This is a genomic window from Zobellia roscoffensis (assembly GCF_015330165.1).
GTDB lineage: Bacteria > Bacteroidota > Bacteroidia > Flavobacteriales > Flavobacteriaceae > Zobellia > Zobellia roscoffensis.
In genome coordinates this window covers 211,802-230,312 of record NZ_JADDXT010000002.1, presented here as the reverse complement: position 1 = coordinate 230,312, position 18,511 = coordinate 211,802, and the positions used below count along the sequence as shown (strand labels likewise).

Annotated in this window: 20 protein-coding genes; 14 read left to right on the top strand and 6 right to left on the bottom strand. The window is 37.1% G+C overall.

The genetic code is table 11. From position 1 onward, the window contains the following. Window positions 1-30 precede the first annotated feature (30 nt). Genes IWC72_RS00945 through IWC72_RS00935 form a run of 3 tightly spaced genes read left to right on the top strand, consistent with a single transcriptional unit; the run spans window position 31 to window position 2,334 of the window. Complete coding sequence (locus IWC72_RS00945) at window positions 31-369, top strand: tRNA-binding protein (protein ID WP_194524396.1); 339 nt, start codon at window positions 31-33, stop codon at window positions 367-369. Window positions 370-373: 4 nt separating this feature from the next. Further along, window positions 374-1,294 carry a bile acid:sodium symporter family protein gene (locus IWC72_RS00940; RefSeq protein WP_194528531.1) on the top strand — a complete coding sequence of 307 codons (921 nt, stop codon included), beginning with the start codon at window positions 374-376 and terminating at the stop codon, window positions 1,292-1,294. Next, window positions 1,291-2,334 (top strand): lysophospholipid acyltransferase family protein, encoded by a 1,044-nt coding sequence (locus IWC72_RS00935; protein WP_194528530.1) that lies wholly within the window; start codon window positions 1,291-1,293, stop codon window positions 2,332-2,334. The genes IWC72_RS00940 and IWC72_RS00935 overlap by 4 nt, the downstream gene beginning before the upstream one ends. 78 nt (window positions 2,335-2,412) lie before the next feature. On the opposite strand, the gene IWC72_RS00930 is transcribed toward IWC72_RS00935, so the two are convergent. Then, window positions 2,413-2,796 (bottom strand): PUR family DNA/RNA-binding protein, encoded by a 384-nt coding sequence (locus IWC72_RS00930; RefSeq protein WP_194524393.1) that lies wholly within the window; start codon window positions 2,794-2,796, stop codon window positions 2,413-2,415. A 73-nt stretch (window positions 2,797-2,869) separates the two neighbouring features. Then, window positions 2,870-4,624: an ABC transporter ATP-binding protein gene (locus IWC72_RS00925; RefSeq protein WP_194524392.1), complete on the bottom strand. Its 1,755-nt coding sequence runs from the start codon at window positions 4,622-4,624 to the stop codon at window positions 2,870-2,872. A 322-nt stretch (window positions 4,625-4,946) separates the two neighbouring features. On the opposite strand from IWC72_RS00925, the gene nusB reads away from it, so the two are divergent. The 4 genes from nusB (at window position 4,947) to IWC72_RS00905 (ending at window position 8,174) form a co-directional block, all read left to right on the top strand. Continuing rightward, on the top strand, window positions 4,947-5,894 hold the full coding sequence (gene nusB / locus IWC72_RS00920) for a transcription antitermination factor NusB (protein ID WP_194524391.1): 948 nt from the start codon (window positions 4,947-4,949) through the stop codon (window positions 5,892-5,894). Window positions 5,895-5,933: 39 nt separating this feature from the next. Beyond that, window positions 5,934-6,404, top strand: a complete 471-nt coding sequence (locus tag IWC72_RS00915; RefSeq protein WP_194524390.1) for a DUF1573 domain-containing protein — start codon at window positions 5,934-5,936, stop codon at window positions 6,402-6,404. 22 nt (window positions 6,405-6,426) lie between these two features. Further along, on the top strand, window positions 6,427-6,714 hold the full coding sequence (gene yajC, locus IWC72_RS00910; RefSeq protein WP_194524389.1) for a preprotein translocase subunit YajC: 288 nt from the start codon (window positions 6,427-6,429) through the stop codon (window positions 6,712-6,714). 110 nt (window positions 6,715-6,824) lie between these two features. Further along, window positions 6,825-8,174: a Gfo/Idh/MocA family protein gene (locus IWC72_RS00905; RefSeq protein WP_194528529.1), complete on the top strand. Its 1,350-nt coding sequence runs from the start codon at window positions 6,825-6,827 to the stop codon at window positions 8,172-8,174. A gap of 50 nt (window positions 8,175-8,224) precedes the next feature. Here IWC72_RS00905 and IWC72_RS00900 read toward each other — a convergent pair whose 3' ends face one another. Together IWC72_RS00900 and pepT are read right to left on the bottom strand one after the other, a co-directional pair. Then, a complete protein-coding gene (locus IWC72_RS00900; protein WP_194528528.1) occupies window positions 8,225-8,824 on the bottom strand; it encodes a YdeI/OmpD-associated family protein in 600 nt (199 codons plus the stop codon). A 47-nt stretch (window positions 8,825-8,871) separates the two neighbouring features. After that, window positions 8,872-10,101: a peptidase T gene (gene pepT, locus IWC72_RS00895; RefSeq protein ID WP_194528527.1), complete on the bottom strand. Its 1,230-nt coding sequence runs from the start codon at window positions 10,099-10,101 to the stop codon at window positions 8,872-8,874. Between the two features lie 143 nt (window positions 10,102-10,244). Between pepT and IWC72_RS00890 the strand changes: the two genes are divergently transcribed. The 5 genes from IWC72_RS00890 (at window position 10,245) to IWC72_RS00870 (ending at window position 15,452) form a co-directional block, all read left to right on the top strand. Further along, window positions 10,245-13,103 carry a TonB-dependent receptor gene (locus IWC72_RS00890; protein ID WP_194528526.1) on the top strand — a complete coding sequence of 953 codons (2,859 nt, stop codon included), beginning with the start codon at window positions 10,245-10,247 and terminating at the stop codon, window positions 13,101-13,103. 146 nt (window positions 13,104-13,249) lie between these two features. Beyond that, entirely contained in the window at window positions 13,250-13,687 is a 438-nt protein-coding gene (locus tag IWC72_RS00885; RefSeq protein ID WP_194528525.1) for a hypothetical protein, read from the top strand. Between the two features lie 114 nt (window positions 13,688-13,801). Then, window positions 13,802-14,836, top strand: coding sequence for a quinone-dependent dihydroorotate dehydrogenase (locus tag IWC72_RS00880; RefSeq protein WP_194528524.1), 1,035 nt, complete (start codon window positions 13,802-13,804; stop codon window positions 14,834-14,836). 97 nt (window positions 14,837-14,933) lie between these two features. Beyond that, a complete protein-coding gene (locus IWC72_RS00875) occupies window positions 14,934-15,161 on the top strand; it encodes a ribbon-helix-helix domain-containing protein (RefSeq protein ID WP_194528523.1) in 228 nt (75 codons plus the stop codon). A 3-nt stretch (window positions 15,162-15,164) separates the two neighbouring features. After that, the gene (locus tag IWC72_RS00870; protein ID WP_194528522.1) at window positions 15,165-15,452 is read left to right on the top strand and encodes a type II toxin-antitoxin system RelE/ParE family toxin; all 288 of its coding nucleotides are present in this window, start codon (window positions 15,165-15,167) and stop codon (window positions 15,450-15,452) included. Window positions 15,453-15,919: 467 nt separating this feature from the next. Here IWC72_RS00870 and IWC72_RS00865 read toward each other — a convergent pair whose 3' ends face one another. Beyond that, window positions 15,920-16,342, bottom strand: coding sequence for a Dabb family protein (locus tag IWC72_RS00865; protein ID WP_194528521.1), 423 nt, complete (start codon window positions 16,340-16,342; stop codon window positions 15,920-15,922). Between the two features lie 218 nt (window positions 16,343-16,560). On the opposite strand from IWC72_RS00865, the gene IWC72_RS00860 reads away from it, so the two are divergent. Together IWC72_RS00860 and IWC72_RS00855 are read left to right on the top strand one after the other, a co-directional pair. Continuing rightward, the gene (locus tag IWC72_RS00860) at window positions 16,561-17,187 is read left to right on the top strand and encodes a LysE family translocator (RefSeq protein WP_317171373.1); all 627 of its coding nucleotides are present in this window, start codon (window positions 16,561-16,563) and stop codon (window positions 17,185-17,187) included. A gap of 46 nt (window positions 17,188-17,233) precedes the next feature. Next, window positions 17,234-18,100 (top strand): hydroxymethylglutaryl-CoA lyase, encoded by an 867-nt coding sequence (locus IWC72_RS00855; protein WP_194528520.1) that lies wholly within the window; start codon window positions 17,234-17,236, stop codon window positions 18,098-18,100. On the opposite strand, the gene IWC72_RS00850 is transcribed toward IWC72_RS00855, so the two are convergent. Further along, window positions 18,097-18,462, bottom strand: coding sequence for a hypothetical protein (locus IWC72_RS00850; protein WP_194524379.1), 366 nt, complete (start codon window positions 18,460-18,462; stop codon window positions 18,097-18,099). The genes IWC72_RS00855 and IWC72_RS00850 overlap by 4 nt on opposite strands. Between the last annotated feature and the right edge of the window lie 49 nt (window positions 18,463-18,511).

Below are 18,511 nucleotides of genomic sequence, written 5' to 3'. Positions count from 1 at the left end.
TGTAATAAGATTAATCGCATTAAGAATACTATGGACGAGACTATAAATTGGCAAGATTTTGCAAAAATAGATATGCGTGTCGGGACGGTTTTAAAAGTAGATGATTTTCCAGAAGCAAGAAACCCTGCATACCAACTTCATATTAATTTTGGTGAAGAAATAGGAATTAAGAAAACGTCTGCGCAGGTAACTACCCTATATACCAAAGAACAGCTTTTAGGAACGCAAGTTGTGGCGGTCGTAAATTTTCCTAAAAAACAAATAGCTAACTTTATGAGTGAATGTCTTATATTGGGCGCTGTCAATGGCAAGGATGTGGAGCTTTTACAACCAAAAGCAATTGTTGCCAACGGACTGAAAATATCATAATTGCTTGACCGAAAACTTACTAGATAGCGTACCCCTTAATTTTGACGCCCAAGCGCAATGGGTATTGAATATTTCACTTGCTTTGGTAATGTTCGGGATTGCCCTAGACATTTCTATAGCAGATTTTAAAGGACTTTTTCAAAACCCCAAGCCTATATTTACGGGGCTTTTCAGTCAATTTTTTCTGTTGCCTCTTCTAACTTTTTTATTAGTGTTATGTATTGAGCCTATACCTAGTATTGCCTTGGGAATGGTTATGGTAGCTGCTTGTCCGGGTGGGAATGTATCAAATTTTGTATCTCATATGGCAGGCGCAAATACAGCTTTGTCTGTAAGTTTAACGGCAGCAGCAACTTTGTTAGCCATTGTTTTTACACCTTTAAATCTTCAGTTTTGGGGAAGTTTGTATCCACCAACAAATCAAATTTTAAAAGAAGTGGCTTTATCTCCTTGGCAGATGATTCAATTGGTTTCCTTGTTATTGGGTTTTCCTTTGGTTTTAGGCATATGGGTAAACCACCTGAAACCTCGTTTGGCAAAAAAAATGGGTAAAGTTCTTAAAGTTGTTTCATTGGTCTTTTTTATACTATTGGTATTTTTGGCCTTGTATAACAACCGCGTTGTATTTTATGATTATGTAATGTATGTTTTCTGGATTGTTGTCCTACATAATATATTGGCTTTTTTAACGGGATTTTCATTTGCCAAATTAATGGGTTTATCTAAAAGAAATATACGTTCCATTACTATAGAAACGGGTATCCAAAATTCTGGGCTAGGTTTGCTTTTAATTTTTTCTTTTTTTGACGGCCTAGGCGGAATGGCATTATTGGCTGCTTTCTGGGGAGTCTGGCACTTAGTATCAGGTCTCACACTTGCTGCTTTTTGGAGTTATAAACCAATTAAAACCGAAACACTGACTTGAAGAATATAGGCTATCAATTATTGAAAACCTGGATTAAGACGGGATTACATCTTTATTACGGGAAAATACAAGTTTCAGGGCTGGATAATGTACCTAAGGACAAGCCTGTACTTTTTTTACCAAACCACCAAAGTGCACTGTTAGATGTGTTATTGATTGCGGTAGATTGTAATCGTAAACCATTCTTCTTAACACGTTCGGATGTGTTTACGAAGCCTAGCCTAAAGAAGTTTTTTGCCTATCTAAGAATGATTCCTATTTATAGAATTAGAGATGGGAGGGAGGCCTTAAAAAACAACCAAGCTGTATTTGATCAATGTGCCGAAATTTTTGGGAATGGACATGCTATCGTAATGTTTCCGGAAGCTAACCATAATATTAAACGTCGTGTGAGGCCTTTAAGTAAGGGGTTTACCCGTATTCTTTTCAATGCTGTGGATAGATTGCCGGATACGGATATTCATATTGTTCCCGTGGGTCTTAATTATAGAAGTAATTCTGGTTTTCCTGATCGGGTGGCCATCTATTTTGATGAGAGTATTGTGGTAAATACCCTGTATGATGCCAATGATGTTCAAGGGTCGGTCAATACGGTAAAAGGGATGGTTTCTGACAGGCTAAAGCATCTAACAACACATATAGAAGATGAGAATAACTACGATTCTATTTCAGGACAACTGAATGCTTTGAACGCAGATTTTCTAAATCCGTTTGAAACCAATAAAACCATTGAAACTCTCAATACATCTGTAGCTGCTGATGGTATTATTAAGAAAAAAGAAGGACTCCGGTCACTGACAAAAGCAATATTTGAGCTAGTAAATTTTCCGTTACTTATAGTATGGCGTAAATGGGCAAAACCTAAAGTTTGGGAACCAGAATTTATGGGAACCCTTCGTTTTGGGTTTGCGTTGCTAGCGTACCCTGTGTATTATGCCTTACTCTTTACTGTAGTTACGTTATTAAGTGATAGCCTTGTAGGAGTGATAGTTGTACTGACTTTATTTCTTTACAATTGCCTTTATGTTCGTAGCAATTAAATTAGAGGCTTAAGGACGAATTTGTAGAAATAAAAAACGACCCTGAAAAGGGTCGTTTTAATATAGTTTTATCTGTTTTTAAATATCGTCAAAACTAACATCGGTAAAATTACCTGTTTCAGTAGATTTTAATTCGCCGTTTGTAGTTGTTACTTCCTCTTCTTTCTTAAAGTCTTTTTGGTGGCGTTCAGAGATAACTTCAGCGCCTTTCTCATCAATTATAAAATTCATCATTTCCTCTACGTTGTCTTTAAAGGCTTCAAAATCTTCCTTATAAAGGTAGATTTTATGTTTTTTGTAATGGAAAGAACCATCGTCATGAGTAAATTTTTTGCTCTCGGTGATGGTTAGATAGTAATCGCCTGCCTTGGTACTTCGTACATCAAAGAAATACGTGCGCCTACCTGCCCGTAAAACTTTGGAATGAATTTCCTCCTGGTCCATTGAATCTTTTTCGTTCATCGCGTTTATAGTGTAGTTAATAGTTGTTAATCTTTCAAAAATGTAAAAAAAAAGCCAATACGGCAACAATTTTTCAGTTTTCTTTCTCTGACAGTTGTGTGTAGTACAAATCTTTGTAATATCCTTCAACACTGTTTAAATCAGTGTGGTTACCTTCTTGAAGAAGTTCCCCATTGGAGAGGACCAATACTTTATCAGCATTTTTTGCAGATGAAACCCTATGACTAACTATAAGTGTGGTGCGGTTTTTGGAGGCTTTTTTAAGGTTGTTCAAAATTTCTTCTTCGGTTTCCGTATCTACGGCAGACAGGCAATCGTCAAAAAGATATACTTCTGGTTTTTTTAATAAAGCCCTAGCAATGGACACTCTTTGTTTTTGCCCACCACTAAGAGTAATTCCCCTTTCGCCAAGAACAGTTTCATATTCTTTTTGAAAACCTATTATATTTTCATGTACTACCGCATTCTTTGCAGCCTCTGTAACTTCATCATCTGAGGCATTTTCTTTCCCGAACTTAATATTGTTTTTAATGGAATCCGAGAATAAGAAAGCATCCTGTGGTACAGCACCAATGGCTTTTCTTAAGCTATCAATATTCAACTCTTTAATTGGAGTGCCATCTATTAATATTTCTCCGGAAGTTACATCATACAATCTGGCAATAAGATCTAAGATGGTAGACTTTCCAGAACCGGTTTTACCAAGAATAGCAACAGTTTCACCTTCGTTTATAGTAAATGAGATATTCTTAAGGGCTGTAATTTCTGTATCCTCATAGGTAAAGGTTACATTCTTAAATTCTATTTTACCCTTAATTGGTGTTTCTTCAAGAACGGTATTCTTAATATCTGGAGTTTCATTTAAAAATTCGTTGATTCGTTTTTGTGAAGCTTCGGCACGTTGTACAATAGAGGTTAACCAGCCAATAATAGCCACTGGCCACGTAAGCATATTTACATAAAGGACAAATTCAGCAATAACACCAGAAGATGCTATTTCTCCATTTATATACTGTTTCCCGCCAATGTAGATAACAAAAATGTTACTGATGCCTATAAGTAATATCATAAGAGGAAAAAACCAAGCGTTCACCTTGGCCAAATCCATACTCTTATCTTTTCCCTCTACAGCCAAAGCACTCAAATCGCTATTGGTTTGAGGTTCTAAAGCGTATGCTTTAATTACGGAAACCCCAGAAAATACTTCTTGAGTAAACGTAGAAAGGTTAGAAAGGTATTGTTGTACAATAGTGCTGCGTTCATGTATTACCTTACTTATGTAATAGATAAGAACTGATAAAATAGGTAGAGGAATTAACGTGTATGCTGCCAATGTAGGAGCAGTCATAAACATAATGGGGATGATACAGGCAAATAAAGTGATGGTATTGATTCCATACATTAAAGCAGGCCCCGCATACATACGAACTTGATTAACGTCTTCACTAATACGGTTCATGAGATCTCCCGTTCTATTTTTCTTGTAGAAATTTAAACTAAGAAATTGGTAATGATCAAATATTTCATTTTTAAGGTCATATTCAATATATCTAGAGACATTGATTATGGTCTGGCGCATGAGAAAGGTAAAGAAGCCAGATAGAAGTGCAGCACCTACAATTATTAAAATATATTCTAGGAGAAGACCTTTGGCGGCTGATTCTTCAACCTGCCCATCCATAAATTTTTCGATTACTGTTATCGATTCTTTTACATATCTGGGCATGACCAGTTGCAGCACACGCGCAATAATTGTTATGAACAACCCGGTCAATAATTTGGACCAATATTTTTTGAAGTATTTATTTAGGTGTGCAAGTTCCTTCATGAAGGGTATATACTATAGCTATAGTTAATTGGTCAAAGATAGGGGTTTGGGTATAAACCATATGTTATAAATACCATAAGATGTGGAGTAATTACAAATTAATATCAAATATATACGGCAAACCTGAAACGTTAAATTTACGGTAAGTTTTTATATTTTAAATCCTTCAAGAAGCTTAAAAACAGGGCCTTGCGAGAGTGTTTAGGGATTAAAGTGAAATGTTGTTGGTGTTTCACCGTTTTGTATAGTAGTCTTTTGGGCTTTATTCTTATTTTTGCGTCGTGAAAGTCAAACCAATACTATTCCAAAAAAGTTCTTTAAAATGCTAACACGAAGACATATACGGGTAAAAGTAATGCAATGTATTTATGCCATTACCCAATCTAAAGACGAATCTTTAGAGAAACAAGAAAAATTTCTACGGTTTAGCATAGATAATATGTATACCCTTTATCTTTTAATGCTGAGCTTGATGATAGAGATTCAGCAAAGAGGGTCGGACCAATTAAGGATTTCTTCAAAAAAGTATTTGGCTACGGCTTCGGATAACTTTCCGGACCAGGCAAAGTTTGTTAACAACAAGCTATTGCTTCAATTGGTACATAATGAACCATTAAAAGCAGAGCTCAAAAAGAGAAAGCTAGACAATTGGTATTTGAACGAAGAGTATGTGAAGATTATTTACAACAACATCGTTAAAAGTACTGCCTACCAAGAGTATATGTCTGTAGAAGGCAGTACCTATGCAAAAGACAAAGAGCTCATCATTACTTTGTTCAGAGAGGTTATTGCACCAGATGAAAAAATCTATGACTATTTTGAAGATAACAACCTTACTTGGGTAGACGATATTCCTATTGTAAATACTTATATCCTAAAACAGTTTAAAAAGGTGAATCAAGATCAATCTACTTCTTTCTTTTTACCTCGTTTGGTTAAGGATAAAGAAGATATGGAGTTTGCAAAAAAGCTACTTAGAAAAACTTTGTTGAAAGACGGGGAGCTTACTAAAGAAATAGAAGGTAAAACTCCAAATTGGGATAAAGACCGAATAGCGGATATGGATGCCATTTTATTAAAAATGGCCATTTGTGAGTTATTGAACTTTCCATCTATACCAGAAAAGGTAACTATTAACGAATTTTTAGAGATTGCGAAAGAATATTCTACTCCCAAAAGCAGTATTTTTATCAATGGTATTCTAGATAATTTAGTAAAAGAATACAAAAAGGAAGGAAAGCTTAACAAAATGGGCAGAGGGCTCATTTAAAATAAATGATTAATTTTACCCCAAATTAAAGTTATAGATATGAGAAAAACATTTTTTGCCCTAAGTATATGTTCGCTTTTAGCGTTCGTTTCGTGTAAAGAAAATGCATCAAGTAAAGTGAAATCAGATAATGTTACGGAGGCTGCTGTGCGCGATGAAGCTGGTAAACAAATTCCCGTTATGGTTTTTGAGAAAGCAGAACATGATTTTGGTACTATAGAGCAGGGTACTCCTCAAGAAACTATTTTTGCGTTTACAAACACTGGTAATGCACCTTTGATCATTACAAATGCAACCAGTTCTTGTGGTTGTACGGTACCTAACCCACCAAAAGACCCTATCGCACCAGGTGAAACAGGTGAGTTGGTTGTTAAGTTTAACGGATCAGGTCAAAACCAAGTAACTAAAACTATTACAGTAAACGCTAATACTGAAAAAGGTACAGAGCAATTACGTATTAAAGCATTTGTTAATCCTAAAGGAGCAGCTCCAGTAGGACCAACAAAATAATAACAGATCAGACACTAAAAACATGGGTGATATAGGACAGTTTCTTCCAATGATATTGATTTTTGTGGTTGCGTATTTCTTTATGATACGCCCCCAAATGAAACGTCAGAAGGACGAAAAAAAATTCGCAGCTGAATTAAAAAGAGGCGATAGGGTAATTACAAAAAGTGGTTTGCACGGTAAAATCATGGACTTAAATGACAATGATTTTTCTTGCATATTAGAAACCATGGCAGGTAAGTTAAAGTTTGATCGTTCTTCCATTTCAATGGAAATGAGCAAAAAACTAAATGCTCCCGAAAAGAAGTAAAAATACATTTTAAGTATATGAAAAACACCGCTATTTAATAGCGGTGTTTTTTTTGGTCTTGTGCTACCCTAAATTAGTATATTCATGTTCTCAATTAAACAACTTGAACAATGTACCATAATAGAAGAAACTTTATCAAAAAAAGTTCATTGGCCTTGGCAGGCTCAAGTGCCGCATTTTTATTCCCTATGGAATTATTGGCCACCTTGCGTAAAAAAGTAGGTCCTAATGATCAAATTAATGTAGGACTTATTGGTTGCAAAGGTATGGGGTTTAGTGACCTTACCTCAATGCTTAAAATTAGCGAGATTAGTGTAATGGCGCTGTGCGATGTAGATGAAGCTGTATTAAAAGCTAGAACTGCAGATCTTGAAAAAGCAGGGATTAAAAAACCTATGTGGTACCGTGATTATCGAAAATTATTGGAAAACAAAGATATTGATGTAGTAATTATAGGTACGCCGGATCATTGGCACTGTTTACAATTGACCGATGCACTTACGGCAGGTAAAGACGTGTATTGCGAGAAGCCGATAGCAAACTCTATTCAGGAGGCAAATATCATGTTAAACTATGCGAGTTCTAGTGATCGTATGGTTCAAGTAGGTCAGTGGCAGCGTAGTCAGCCTCACTTTGTAGATGCCATTAATTTTGTGCATTCCGGAAAACTGGGAAGCATTAGACTGGCAAAAGCATGGGCTTATCAAGGTTGGATGAAACCGGTTCCGGTTGTTGCGGATTCAGCTGCTCCGGAAGGAGTAGATTATAAAATGTGGCTTGGTCCGGCACCTGAACGAGCTTTTAATGCAAATCGGTTCCATTTTAATTTTCGCTGGTTTTGGGATTATGCAGGTGGATTAATGACTGATTGGGGCGTGCATTTATTGGATTACGCTTTATACGGAATGAAAGCAGGAAACCCAAAATCGGTAATGGCGCTGGGCGGAAAGTTTGCGTACCCAAATGATGCTTCCGAAACTCCGGATACATTACAAACGGTTTTTGAATATGATAAATTTTCAATCCTTTGGGAGCACGCCACAGGAATTGACGGCGGAAATTATGGACGTAACCACGGTATCGCTTTTATAGGTAACAATGGCACCCTAGTAGTAGATCGCAACGGTTGGGAAGTAATACCAGAAGAAGAGTTTGCAGGTTGGGGTAAAAAGGGAACACCAAAAATAAAAGCTGTTTCATACAATAAAGGCGAAGCAAGCGGACTCGATCTACATACGGCAAACTTTATTGACGCTGTAAAAAGCCGGGACAACTCCAAACTAAACGCACCTATAAAAGTAGGTTACGATGCTGCTATGGTATCGCATATGGGTAATGTTGCTTTTAAAACCGGCAATCGTATCTATTGGGATGACGCTACAGGAAAATTTAAGGAAGAAGAAGCGAACAAATTAATTACCGCCAACTACCAAAACGGCTGGAAACTACCTATGCTTTAAAAATGTAATGCTCCCAAACCTATATTAAACAGGGCTTTGGGAGCTTTTTTTTACCGATATGCGTCGTTCAATCCTTTACCTTCAACAATCATTGGTAAGATTTTCTCTAGACGACTTAGCTTTGTTTTTTCGCGTTTTGCATTTGCAATGTATTCTGCGTATTCTTTTTGTTTGTAGAAAGATAATTCTTTAAAAGAATCTTTAGCTTTCAGTTGAGTTCTAAACGCCTCTTCTAGCTCAATAGGAAGTACCACATTGGTAACCTTCTTTTTTGGACTTTTAATTAATTCAATGCCTTTTTTCTGGTTTTCTATGGCCTCATTAATATATGCTGAAACTTTCATGGCATTGATATCGTCTTCGGAATAAAACTTCCAATGGCGCATGGCTTGGGTTTTCCCCTCTTGGGCATTTTCTAATAGGTTTTCGGAATCGCTTAAAAAGACACCGTTAAAAAACCAGATTCCAAAATGTTTTTTGAACTTACAGATAGCAAGAACATTCTTCTCATTAATAGTGTATGTTGGAATGCTCCATTTGTAAGTTTCTACCAACTCGGTTTGTAACGCCAATTTGCGTAACTGTGCAATACCATTTTTAAAATGATGTTCATTGCCATAATAGGCTGCTACCTTTTCGGATGCATCCATGAACTTGGTTTTTTTAGAGTTTCTTTCCTAAAGATAAGGATTTGACACTATTCTGCCTTTTTTGCCGCCAGTTCACATATTTTAATGATTACCTCAGTAGCCTTTATCATGCTTTCCACAGGAACATATTCATATTTTCCGTGAAAATTGTGTCCGCCTGCAAAGATATTAGGGCAAGGTAGCCCCATATAGCTCAGTTGTGAACCATCCGTTCCGCCGCGTATAGGTTTTATGATAGGAGTAACACGCATGGCCTCCATAGCTTCTTTAACTAATTCTACAATATGAAAAACAGGTTCAACCTTTTCGCGCATGTTAAAATACTGGTCTTTTAGTTCTAGGCTAATACAGTCTCCATGAATAGCATTCAATTTTTCCGCAATATCACGGAGCAGCTGTTTTCTGTTTTCAAAGTAAGACTTGTCGTGATCACGAATGATCATTTCAAACTCGGCATGCTCAATTTCGCCTTGTATATGGTGAACGTGAAAAAAACCTTCCCTGCCCGAAGTGTTTTGTGGGGTTTCTTCAGGAGGTAAAATTTCAAGAAATTCGCTGGCGATACTTATGGCATTTACCATTTTGTTTTTAGCATAGCCGGGATGTACACTTTTACCTTTAATAACAACCTTGGCACTGGCTGCATTAAAATTTTCGTATTCAAGTTCGCCAACTTGGCTTCCATCCATAGTATAAGCCCAGTCTGCGCCAAACTTCTCAACATCAAAATGATGAGCACCACGACCAATTTCTTCATCTGGCGTAAAACCTACTCTAATTTTACCATGTTTTATTTCCGGATGGTTGATAAGGTATTCCATTGCCGTGATAATTTCGGTAATCCCGGCCTTATCATCGGCACCAAGAAGGGTAGTGCCATCTGTAGTAATCAAGGTTTGACCTTTATACTGTAATAAATCCTCAAAATAATCAGGAGAGAGTATGATGTTCTCCATGTGGTTCAGGACAATATCCTTACCATCATAATTCTCAATAATCTGTGGATTCACATTTGTTCCAGAAAAATCGGGAGAAGTATCAAAATGAGAAATAAACCCGATGGTCGGCACATCAATGTTAATGTTGCTGGGCAATGTTGCGGTGATGTAAGCCTTGTTGTCAATAGAAACTTCTTCCATTCCTATTTCCAGTAATTCTTCAACCAGTAAATCTGCTAAATACCATTGTTTTTCAGTACTCGGGGTCGTTTTTGAATTGGGGTCGCTTTGCGTGTCTATTTTGACATACTTTAAAAAGCGATTAATGATATTTTGCATCAGCTTATTTTTAAATCAAAAGTACAAAATTGGGCTTATTAGAAACAAAAGAACCTTTTTTTAAGATTATCTTTTTACTGATTTTCCTACGTTAAAAATAAAAAATACTTAACTTCTCGTTGAATTAACTCAAACTCATGATTATGAAAAAGCAGTATTTTTTATGCTATGCACTCTTTTTGAGTGTTATAGGAATTGCCAGTGCCCAAATATCAGGTACGGTTTTAGATGAAGATGGTGGCCCTCTCCCGGGAGCTTCAGTCGTAATAAAAGGAACGACTACAGGTTCCACGACAGATTTTGACGGTTTATTTTCGATTGATGCGGAAGTAGGCGACAAATTGGTCATCTCTTACATTGGTTATGAAACCAAAGAAGTAACCGCTGCAGCAGGGGGAATGAGTGTGCAACTCTCATCTGGTGTAGCTCTGTCAGAGGTAATTATTGTAGGTTCTCGTAATCCCAACAGAACGGCTACTGAAAGTACGGTTCCGGTAGATGTGATTAGTATGAAGGAACTGAATAGTGTTGCGCCTCAGGTGAACCTGAATCAGATATTAAATTATGTAGCACCTTCCTTCACATCAAATACCCAGACCATTTCAGATGGTACGGATCACGTAGATCCTGCTTCTTTGCGTGGTTTAGGTCCTGATCAGGTATTAGTGCTGATTAATGGAAAAAGAAGGCATACGTCTTCTTTGATCAATGTAAACGGAACTTTTGGACGAGGTAGCGTTGGTACGGATTTAAATGCCATACCCGCAGCAGCAATACAACGTATAGAAGTATTACGGGATGGTGCAGCGGCGCAATATGGTTCTGATGCTATTGCAGGGGTAATTAATATTGTATTGAATAAAAGTGTAAATGAATTAAATACTACCGTTACAACAGGTGCTAATTTCTCTAAGAATGCCAATGATCAAACTGGTGGTGTAGATGGTGCTACTACCAACATTGCGGCAAGTTATGGGGTTCCTTTGGGGGTAAACGGAGGTTTCTTGAATCTTTCCGGTGATTTTGATGTTCGCCAAGCTTATGGTAGAATGAATGAATGGGAAGGTGAAGTTTTTAATCAATATAACGTGGTTGAGCGTTTTGCCGGTAACGATGGTTACAATTTGACTAATTTGTTGGATGATGACGTAACGGATGTTATTCAATACGCAAATCAAGCAGGGATAAACTTGAACGGAGCAACTACAAAAGCTCAGCTTCAGCCTATTTTATCTGCGGATGCTACAGATGCAGAACTTGCGGCTAGAGGGCAGCAACGTAGCGATTACAATATGAGAGTTGGACAATCCGCATTACGCGGTGGACGAATCTTTGCAAACTTTTCTTTGCCTTTAGATGATAATGGAACTGAAGTATACTCCTTTGCAGGAATCAGCTCTAGAACTGGTAATTCTGCAGGTTTTTATCGTCTGCCGAATCAAAGTAGAACTTTTACCCCAGCTTATAATGATGGATTTCTACCTGAAATTAATTCAACTATTAAAGACAGATCATTATCTGTTGGTATAAAAGGAAAAATTAATGAATGGGATGTTGATTTGAGCAACACCTACGGAAAGAACTCTTTCCTTTACACCATTGGAAACACATTTAACGCATCTATGCAAAATGCATCACCCACTATTTTTGATGCAGGTGGTTTTTCTTTTGCACAGAATACAGCAAATTTAGACGTCACTCGCTTTTTTGAAGATGCCATGTCTGGTTTGAATGTTGCTTTTGGAGCTGAGTATCGTGTAGAGAATTATGACATCGTTCAAGGGGAAGAGGCTTCGTATTCACAATATACTGCAGATGGTCAGCGTATCACTTTAGCTTCGCAACAGCCAGCACAAGACTTTTTTGGTAACGGAAGGCCTGGGGGGTCACAGGTTTTTCCAGGATTTAGTCCTGGTAATGAACTATCTCGTGGTCGTAGCAGCGTTGCAGGTTATATAGATATAGAGGCAGATTTCTCGGAGAGATTCTTAGCGAGTTTCGCTACACGTTTTGAGGATTATAGCGATTTTGGTTCAACCATCAACTTTAAATTGGCGACTCGTTATAAAATTTCTGATAATTTAAACATTAGAGGTGCAGCCAATACGGGTTTTAGGGCTCCTTCTTTACATCAGATCAACTTCAACTCTACATCAACTATTTTTGATCAGAATGGTGATCCTCAAGAAGTGGGAACTTTTGCAAATGACAGTCGTGCGGCTAAACTTTTGGGCATTCCAGAATTAAAAGAAGAAACTTCCAGTAGTGTTAGCCTAGGGCTTACAGCAAAGATTCCTGATGCTAATTTGACGATTACTGTTGATGGCTATTATGTTGAAATTAATGATAGGGTAGTCTATACAGGTCAGTTTGAAGGTCCTGGCACAGGAACGGAATTGGACAATCTATTGAGTCAGGCTAACGCAACTGCCGCTTCTTTCTTTGCAAATGCCATTAACACAGAATCTCGTGGATTGGATTTAGTTATTACGCACCAGGCAACTTTAAGTGATAAGTGGAGATTGAAATCCGATCTAGCGGGTACGTTTTCAAAAACCAACCAAATAGGAGATATTAATTCTTCCGAAGTATTGGAAAATGCTGGTCTGGTAGATACGTATTTTCCAGAGGATAGTAGAGTATATTTAGAGGAGGCCGTACCCCGTACAAAGCTTAATCTTTCTAATAGTCTTACGTCTGACAAATGGATTATGTTTTTGAGAAACGTATATTTTGGTGAAGTAACCGAAGCTACTACGGTTGTGGAAAATCAACAAGTTTTTGGTACTAAAATCGTTACAGACCTTTCTATTGGGTACAAAGCAACAGATGCTTTGACCTTGACTTTGGGAGCTAACAACTTATTAGATATCTACCCAGATAGAGCAGAAGAGCAGTTTGGTAATAGAAGCTCAGGACGTTTTGATTGGTCGCGTAGAGCTCAACAATTTGGTATTGGCGGTAGGTTTTTGTTTGCTAGAGTGAATTTTACCCTAAAGTAAAAGATTAGAAATATATAAGAATAAACAGAAAGACTGTCCGAAAGGGCAGTCTTTTTTTGTAATAAGGATGTCATACACAGAGGAAATATAATTTTTCACTTAAATTACTGTTTATATAAACGGAATCGAATTTTAAACAAGATTGTATGTTTCGTAAGTTGTATGGTTTGATAGTGTTTTTGATGTTGTTTTCGGTGGGAAATGCCCAAAATTGCACATTGGATATTGGTGGAAAAAACAATGAGACCATCAAAACTATTTTTCAATTAAACGAGGAGCAGGTAGGAATCATGGAAGCGCTGCAGGGTGAGTTAGCGGTCACAACAAAAAGTTTAGAAGAGCAGATAGAGAAATTATTAGCGCAGCATCCGCAGAGTACTGAAGAAGATCTTATTAAATTGGCAGAAAAGTATAAGGCATTGCAACAACAATTGGTTCAAGTGGCTTATGATAGTGACAAGCAACTTTTGTCCGTTTTTAATATGAAGCAGTACGAGCGTTATCTTCAGCTTTGTAACGAAGCCATACGTATACCAATAAAAGTAGTTCCCAAAACGTACGAAACTCCAATAAAGGAAGAATAAGCGTTAGTAATTTACTATTCAATTTTTTACATCCATTTCAAATTTTAAAAATAGTAGGAAGTAGTTTCTATACTAGGGGTAAGTTTGTATTTTTGCGCAAACACAACCACGTTCATGTATAAGACCTTCCTTCAGCCATTACTTTTCTCGCTAGACGCGGAAAAAGCCCATCATGTTACTTTTTCTTTAGTTCGTTTTCTTTGTAAAATCGGTTTTTCAGGAATTTTTAGAGCTATCTACAAAATAGAAGACCCCCGTTTGGAAAAGGAAGTTTTTGGTATAAAGTTTAAAAACCCTGTAGGTCTGGCCGCTGGTTTTGATAAGGATGCCAAACTGTACAATGAACTATCTAATTTCGGGTTCGGATTTGTTGAGATAGGCACACTTACGCCCAAGCCACAACCTGGAAATCCAAAGACAAGATTGTTTAGGTTAAAGCCAGATCAGGCCATAGTGAACCGAATGGGCTTTAATAATATGGGGGTACAAGACGCCGTGGAGCGCTTAAAGAAAGAACATAAAGTGCTTATAGGGGGTAATATTGGTAAGAACAAGGTAACGCCTAATGAAGATGCCGTTTCCGATTATCTTATCTGTTTTAATGCCCTTTTTGACCATGTGGACTACTTTGTAGTTAACGTGAGTTCTCCCAATACACCTGGACTTCGGGAGCTTCAAGATAAAGAACCGCTTACGGCTCTTTTATTAGAGTTGAAAAAAGAAAACACAAGCTTGGCCTCGCAGAAGCAACAAAAAGAAAAGCCCATTCTTCTAAAAATAGCTCCTGACTTAACGGACGACCAATTATTGGATATTATTGCTATCGTAGACGATACTAAAATTGACGGTGTTATCGCTACCAATACAACTATTGAGCGTAAAGATTTAAAATCTGAAGAATCACTAACCAAAGAAATGGGCGGACTAAGCGGAAAACCATTGACCAATAGAAGTACAGAGGTAATCCGTTTCTTGGCAGATAAAAGCAATAAAGCTTTCCCGATCATTGGAGTAGGAGGCATACACTCAAAAAAAGATGCACTAGAAAAGTTAGAAGCGGGAGCAGATCTAATTCAGTTGTATACGGGTTTTATTTACGAAGGGCCGGGTTTGATAAAGAGGATTAATAAGGCTATTTTGAAGGGGTAGAGCAACAAGGTACGTTTGTACAACTGTTGCCAATATAATTAGAAATTTGTAATTGGTTCGTAATTGGTGTATATTTACACCAAATAAATTTACTCTCATGGCAAGACAGAGCATTTCATTTACACAACCAAATGATGAGTGGTTAAAATCACAGGTTGACACCCAGGAATATTCCAGTAAAAGTGAACTCGTTAACGATTTAATTAGACAGGCAAGAAAGCAGCAAATAGAAATAGACTGGATTAAGGCTAAATTAGATAAAGCCGAGAATAGTGGATTCTCCAATGATAGCAAGGAACAAATTTTAGCGCAAGCCAAGTCATAATTAATGTCTGATTATAGACTAAGCAACGCTGCAAAAGATGACTTGATACGAATTCATCGATATGGAGTAAAAAAGTTTGGAATGGTCCAAGCTGACAAATACTTTGATTCTTTTTTTGAGTACTTCAACATCATTGCTCAAAGTCCCTATTCATTCGAAGCAGTTGATTTTATAAAAAAGGGATATAAGCGGTGTGTATGTGGTGCCGATAGTATTTACTATAAAATTAATGGTAACACCGTAGAAATAATTGCAATTATCGGCAGACAGGATTTAAAAAATATACTTTAAGCTTATAGGCTAAAATGCTGTTGTCCGAACTATCACTAAATAATTCGGTTTTTGGACGAAAAAGTAACAAGGCATTCCTGATTATCTGGGTAGACAGCATACATTAGGAAAAAGACGCTTATTTGAATCAGTAGACAAGTTGGATGAGTCGTTAAGTAAAAATATATTTGGAACAGATGTAAGGCATCCAGCTAAGTGTTTCGTAGGAATTCCAAAAGAGTAGAAGGATGAGCAATTGGAAATTGCGAGAAATGCAATTAGAATTGATGAGAAAATTGTTTTTGAGAATTATAAGCTTTTGATTAGAACCGGAAGGCGAATTTTTAAAAATCCAACAATATTGTAGTATTATTAAAAAAGATATTCAAGTCAAATCGATGCATAATATTTAAAAAAAATATGCATTTAGTTTGTCATGACAAAAGAATTAGATTCTATAAAAAGCTGTATAAAATCAAAAACAAGTGCTATTTAGCCCAATAATCCATCACCAAAACACCGCCTAAATGAGGTCCTAAAACTTCCCCAAAAGCCTTATGGTCTGGGTGGGGTAAGTAAATAGCGCGGTCTTCTTCGCTATTAAAAGTCAGGAAAAAACAGTGGGTGAAACCATCATTTAGCCCTTCGGGGCTATTGTTCAGTCCCCATTCGTAACCTACTATTTGCGGAATTTTAGAAGGTAATGCAGTAAATGCATCCTCAACTTTTTTAATGTCTTCTTTAGAAGTTTCGGGTTTGAATTTAAATAATACTACATGGCGTAACAAGCTGTCTTTTTGCATGGAAGTTTTGTGTATTAGTGGCTTGGAGTTATTTCTACTTTCAAAAGCTACTAAAAGCAATGCTACCAAAACGAGGCTTAAGCTGAATGTAATGTAACTCTGTTTCATGTTGTATATTTTTGTGATGCAACTACTCTCATGGTCAAACCTAAGGGGAATTGCGACCAACTAAAAATTCAGGATACAAATGCATATCATTTTATTCATGCCTGAATTTAGGACAAGATATAAAAAAGAGTAGTTACTTTGGTGCGCACACGAAAGTTTCCAGAGCAATTTTTTGTGATATAAGATTTCAAATAAAAACAAAACAGAATTTCATTACAGTGAATTACGAAACACTCTACACTTTTATGTTGGCTACTGTGGCTTTGTCTATGTCGCCTGGTCCGGATAACATTTATGTATTAATGCAGAGTTTAGTTAATGGTAAAAAATATGGCTTAGCAACTACTGCAGGTCTTATTTCGGGATGTTTGGTACATACCAGTTTGCTTGCTTTTGGTGTCTCTGTCATTATTAAGGAGAGTGAAACCCTGTTTTTTGGAATTAAACTGCTAGGAGCTTTGTATCTCTTTTATCTGGCCTTTAAAGTCTTTAAAAGCAGTGGTAATTTGGAACTAACGGAAGGAGCCGTACCTAAAAAAGGACTTTGGGAGTTGTTTAAGCAAGGTTTTATCATGAACGTTCTTAACCCTAAGGTTACTATTTTTTTCTTGGCATTTTTTCCCGGGTTTCTGTTTAGTGAAGAGATGAGTACCACAATTCAGTTTTATGTCTTGGGGTTACTTTTTATGTTTATATCTTCTATTGTTTTCAGTTTAATAGCTATTCTATCCGGGAGTATTTCGGTGTATTTTAAAGAGAGCTCCAAGGTTGGAGTTTATCTAAAATGGCTTCAAATCATTGTGTTTATTGGTATTGCGGTCTATATCTTAGTATCGGATAATTAATGCTAATTTTGAGTAGGTTTATGAGCCTAGTTGAAACTTACTTAAAATGATGGAAAAGGTAAAGGTTATAGAATGTCCTAGGGATGCCATGCAAGGCATCAAACCTTTTATTCCTACCCATGAAAAGGTAAAATACATTCAATCGCTCTTAGGTTGTGGTTTCGATACTATAGATTTTGGGAGTTTTGTTTCACCAAGGGCAATTCCGCAAATGGTAGATACCGCTGAGGTGCTGTCAAAACTCGACCTATCAAAAACAAAAAGTAAACTCTTAAGTATTGTAGCAAACGTGAGGGGCGCGGAAGACGCGTGCAAACATCCGGAAATACAGTACCTAGGATATCCGTTTTCTATTTCCGAGAATTTTCAGATGCGGAATACCCATAAAACCATTGACCAATCCGTAGAAATTCTTCAAGAAATATTGAACATTGCAGATGCTTCTGGTAAAGAGGTCGTTACCTATATTTCTATGGGTTTCGGTAATCCTTATGGTGACCCCTGGGATGTAGATATTGTTGGGGAATGGACAGAAAAGTTAAGTGGAATGGGTGCTAAAATTTTATCACTTTCGGATACCGTAGGTACTTCCACACCAGAGGTGATAGAATATCTTTTTTCACAATTGATTCCTAGATATCCAGAAATAGAATTCGGGGCCCATTTACATACAACACCTGCCAAATGGCATGAGAAGGTAGATGCTGCATATAAATCAGGTTGCCGTAGGTTTGATGGCGCCGTTCAAGGTTTCGGCGGCTGCCCAATGGCTAAAGATGAGCTTACCGGTAATATGCCTACCGAGAAAATGCTTTCCTACTTCACAACAGAAAAAGCAGATTCAGGTGTTAATTGGATGGTTTTTGAGGCTGCCTACAATAAGGCTACAGAGTTATTTTCTACATATCATTAATTGTCTTTGTCACCACACATTTCATTTAAATAACTGTCTAAGTTTAGTTGAAACAGCGTACCGTCTACCAAATCTTGAACAGCACTCAATTCTTTTTGATTCATAGCTAAAGTAATTTGTGGGGCAGGTGTATCTAGAAGTAGTGACCTACAAGTATCATGTTGTTGGCAATCTATACACGGACTATTACTTTTCATGGTACACTCAATATTTCTTTTAAATTGTACCAGTTCGTTCTGGCTTAAAAGTAGGCCGGTATCCCTAAAAACAATCTGCACCTTTTTTTGGTCTTTAGCGGTGGGGCGTTTCCATTGAAATGCTACGCCAAATGGGTTGTGGTAAATGGGATTAATATCTTCCATAGTGTGGTTCTTAATGTATTTGAGGTTTAATAATAGTTCTCAAGCAGAG

Bases quoted from the DNA above. Each gene is read 5' to 3' on its own strand.
- IWC72_RS00865 (WP_194528521.1), bottom strand. From the start codon at position 16,342: ATGAAACAGAGTTACATTACATTCAGCTTAAGCCTCGTTTTGGTAGCA.
- IWC72_RS00890 (WP_194528526.1), top strand. From the start codon at position 10,245: ATGAAAAAGCAGTATTTTTTATGCTATGCACTCTTTTTGAGTGTTATA.
- IWC72_RS00855 (WP_194528520.1), top strand. From the start codon at position 17,234: ATGATGGAAAAGGTAAAGGTTATAGAATGTCCTAGGGATGCCATGCAA.
- IWC72_RS00925 (WP_194524392.1), bottom strand. From the start codon at position 4,624: ATGAAGGAACTTGCACACCTAAATAAATACTTCAAAAAATATTGGTCC.
- IWC72_RS00850 (WP_194524379.1), bottom strand. From the start codon at position 18,462: ATGGAAGATATTAATCCCATTTACCACAACCCATTTGGCGTAGCATTT.
- IWC72_RS00870 (WP_194528522.1), top strand. From the start codon at position 15,165: ATGTCTGATTATAGACTAAGCAACGCTGCAAAAGATGACTTGATACGA.
- IWC72_RS00880 (WP_194528524.1), top strand. From the start codon at position 13,802: ATGTATAAGACCTTCCTTCAGCCATTACTTTTCTCGCTAGACGCGGAA.
- IWC72_RS00915 (WP_194524390.1), top strand. From the start codon at position 5,934: ATGAGAAAAACATTTTTTGCCCTAAGTATATGTTCGCTTTTAGCGTTC.
- IWC72_RS00945 (WP_194524396.1), top strand. From the start codon at position 31: ATGGACGAGACTATAAATTGGCAAGATTTTGCAAAAATAGATATGCGT.
- IWC72_RS00905 (WP_194528529.1), top strand. From the start codon at position 6,825: ATGTACCATAATAGAAGAAACTTTATCAAAAAAAGTTCATTGGCCTTG.
- yajC (WP_194524389.1), top strand. From the start codon at position 6,427: ATGGGTGATATAGGACAGTTTCTTCCAATGATATTGATTTTTGTGGTT.
- IWC72_RS00885 (WP_194528525.1), top strand. From the start codon at position 13,250: ATGTTTCGTAAGTTGTATGGTTTGATAGTGTTTTTGATGTTGTTTTCG.
- IWC72_RS00930 (WP_194524393.1), bottom strand. From the start codon at position 2,796: ATGAACGAAAAAGATTCAATGGACCAGGAGGAAATTCATTCCAAAGTT.
- IWC72_RS00900 (WP_194528528.1), bottom strand. From the start codon at position 8,824: ATGGATGCATCCGAAAAGGTAGCAGCCTATTATGGCAATGAACATCAT.
- IWC72_RS00875 (WP_194528523.1), top strand. From the start codon at position 14,934: ATGGCAAGACAGAGCATTTCATTTACACAACCAAATGATGAGTGGTTA.
- nusB (WP_194524391.1), top strand. From the start codon at position 4,947: ATGCTAACACGAAGACATATACGGGTAAAAGTAATGCAATGTATTTAT.
- pepT (WP_194528527.1), bottom strand. From the start codon at position 10,101: ATGCAAAATATCATTAATCGCTTTTTAAAGTATGTCAAAATAGACACG.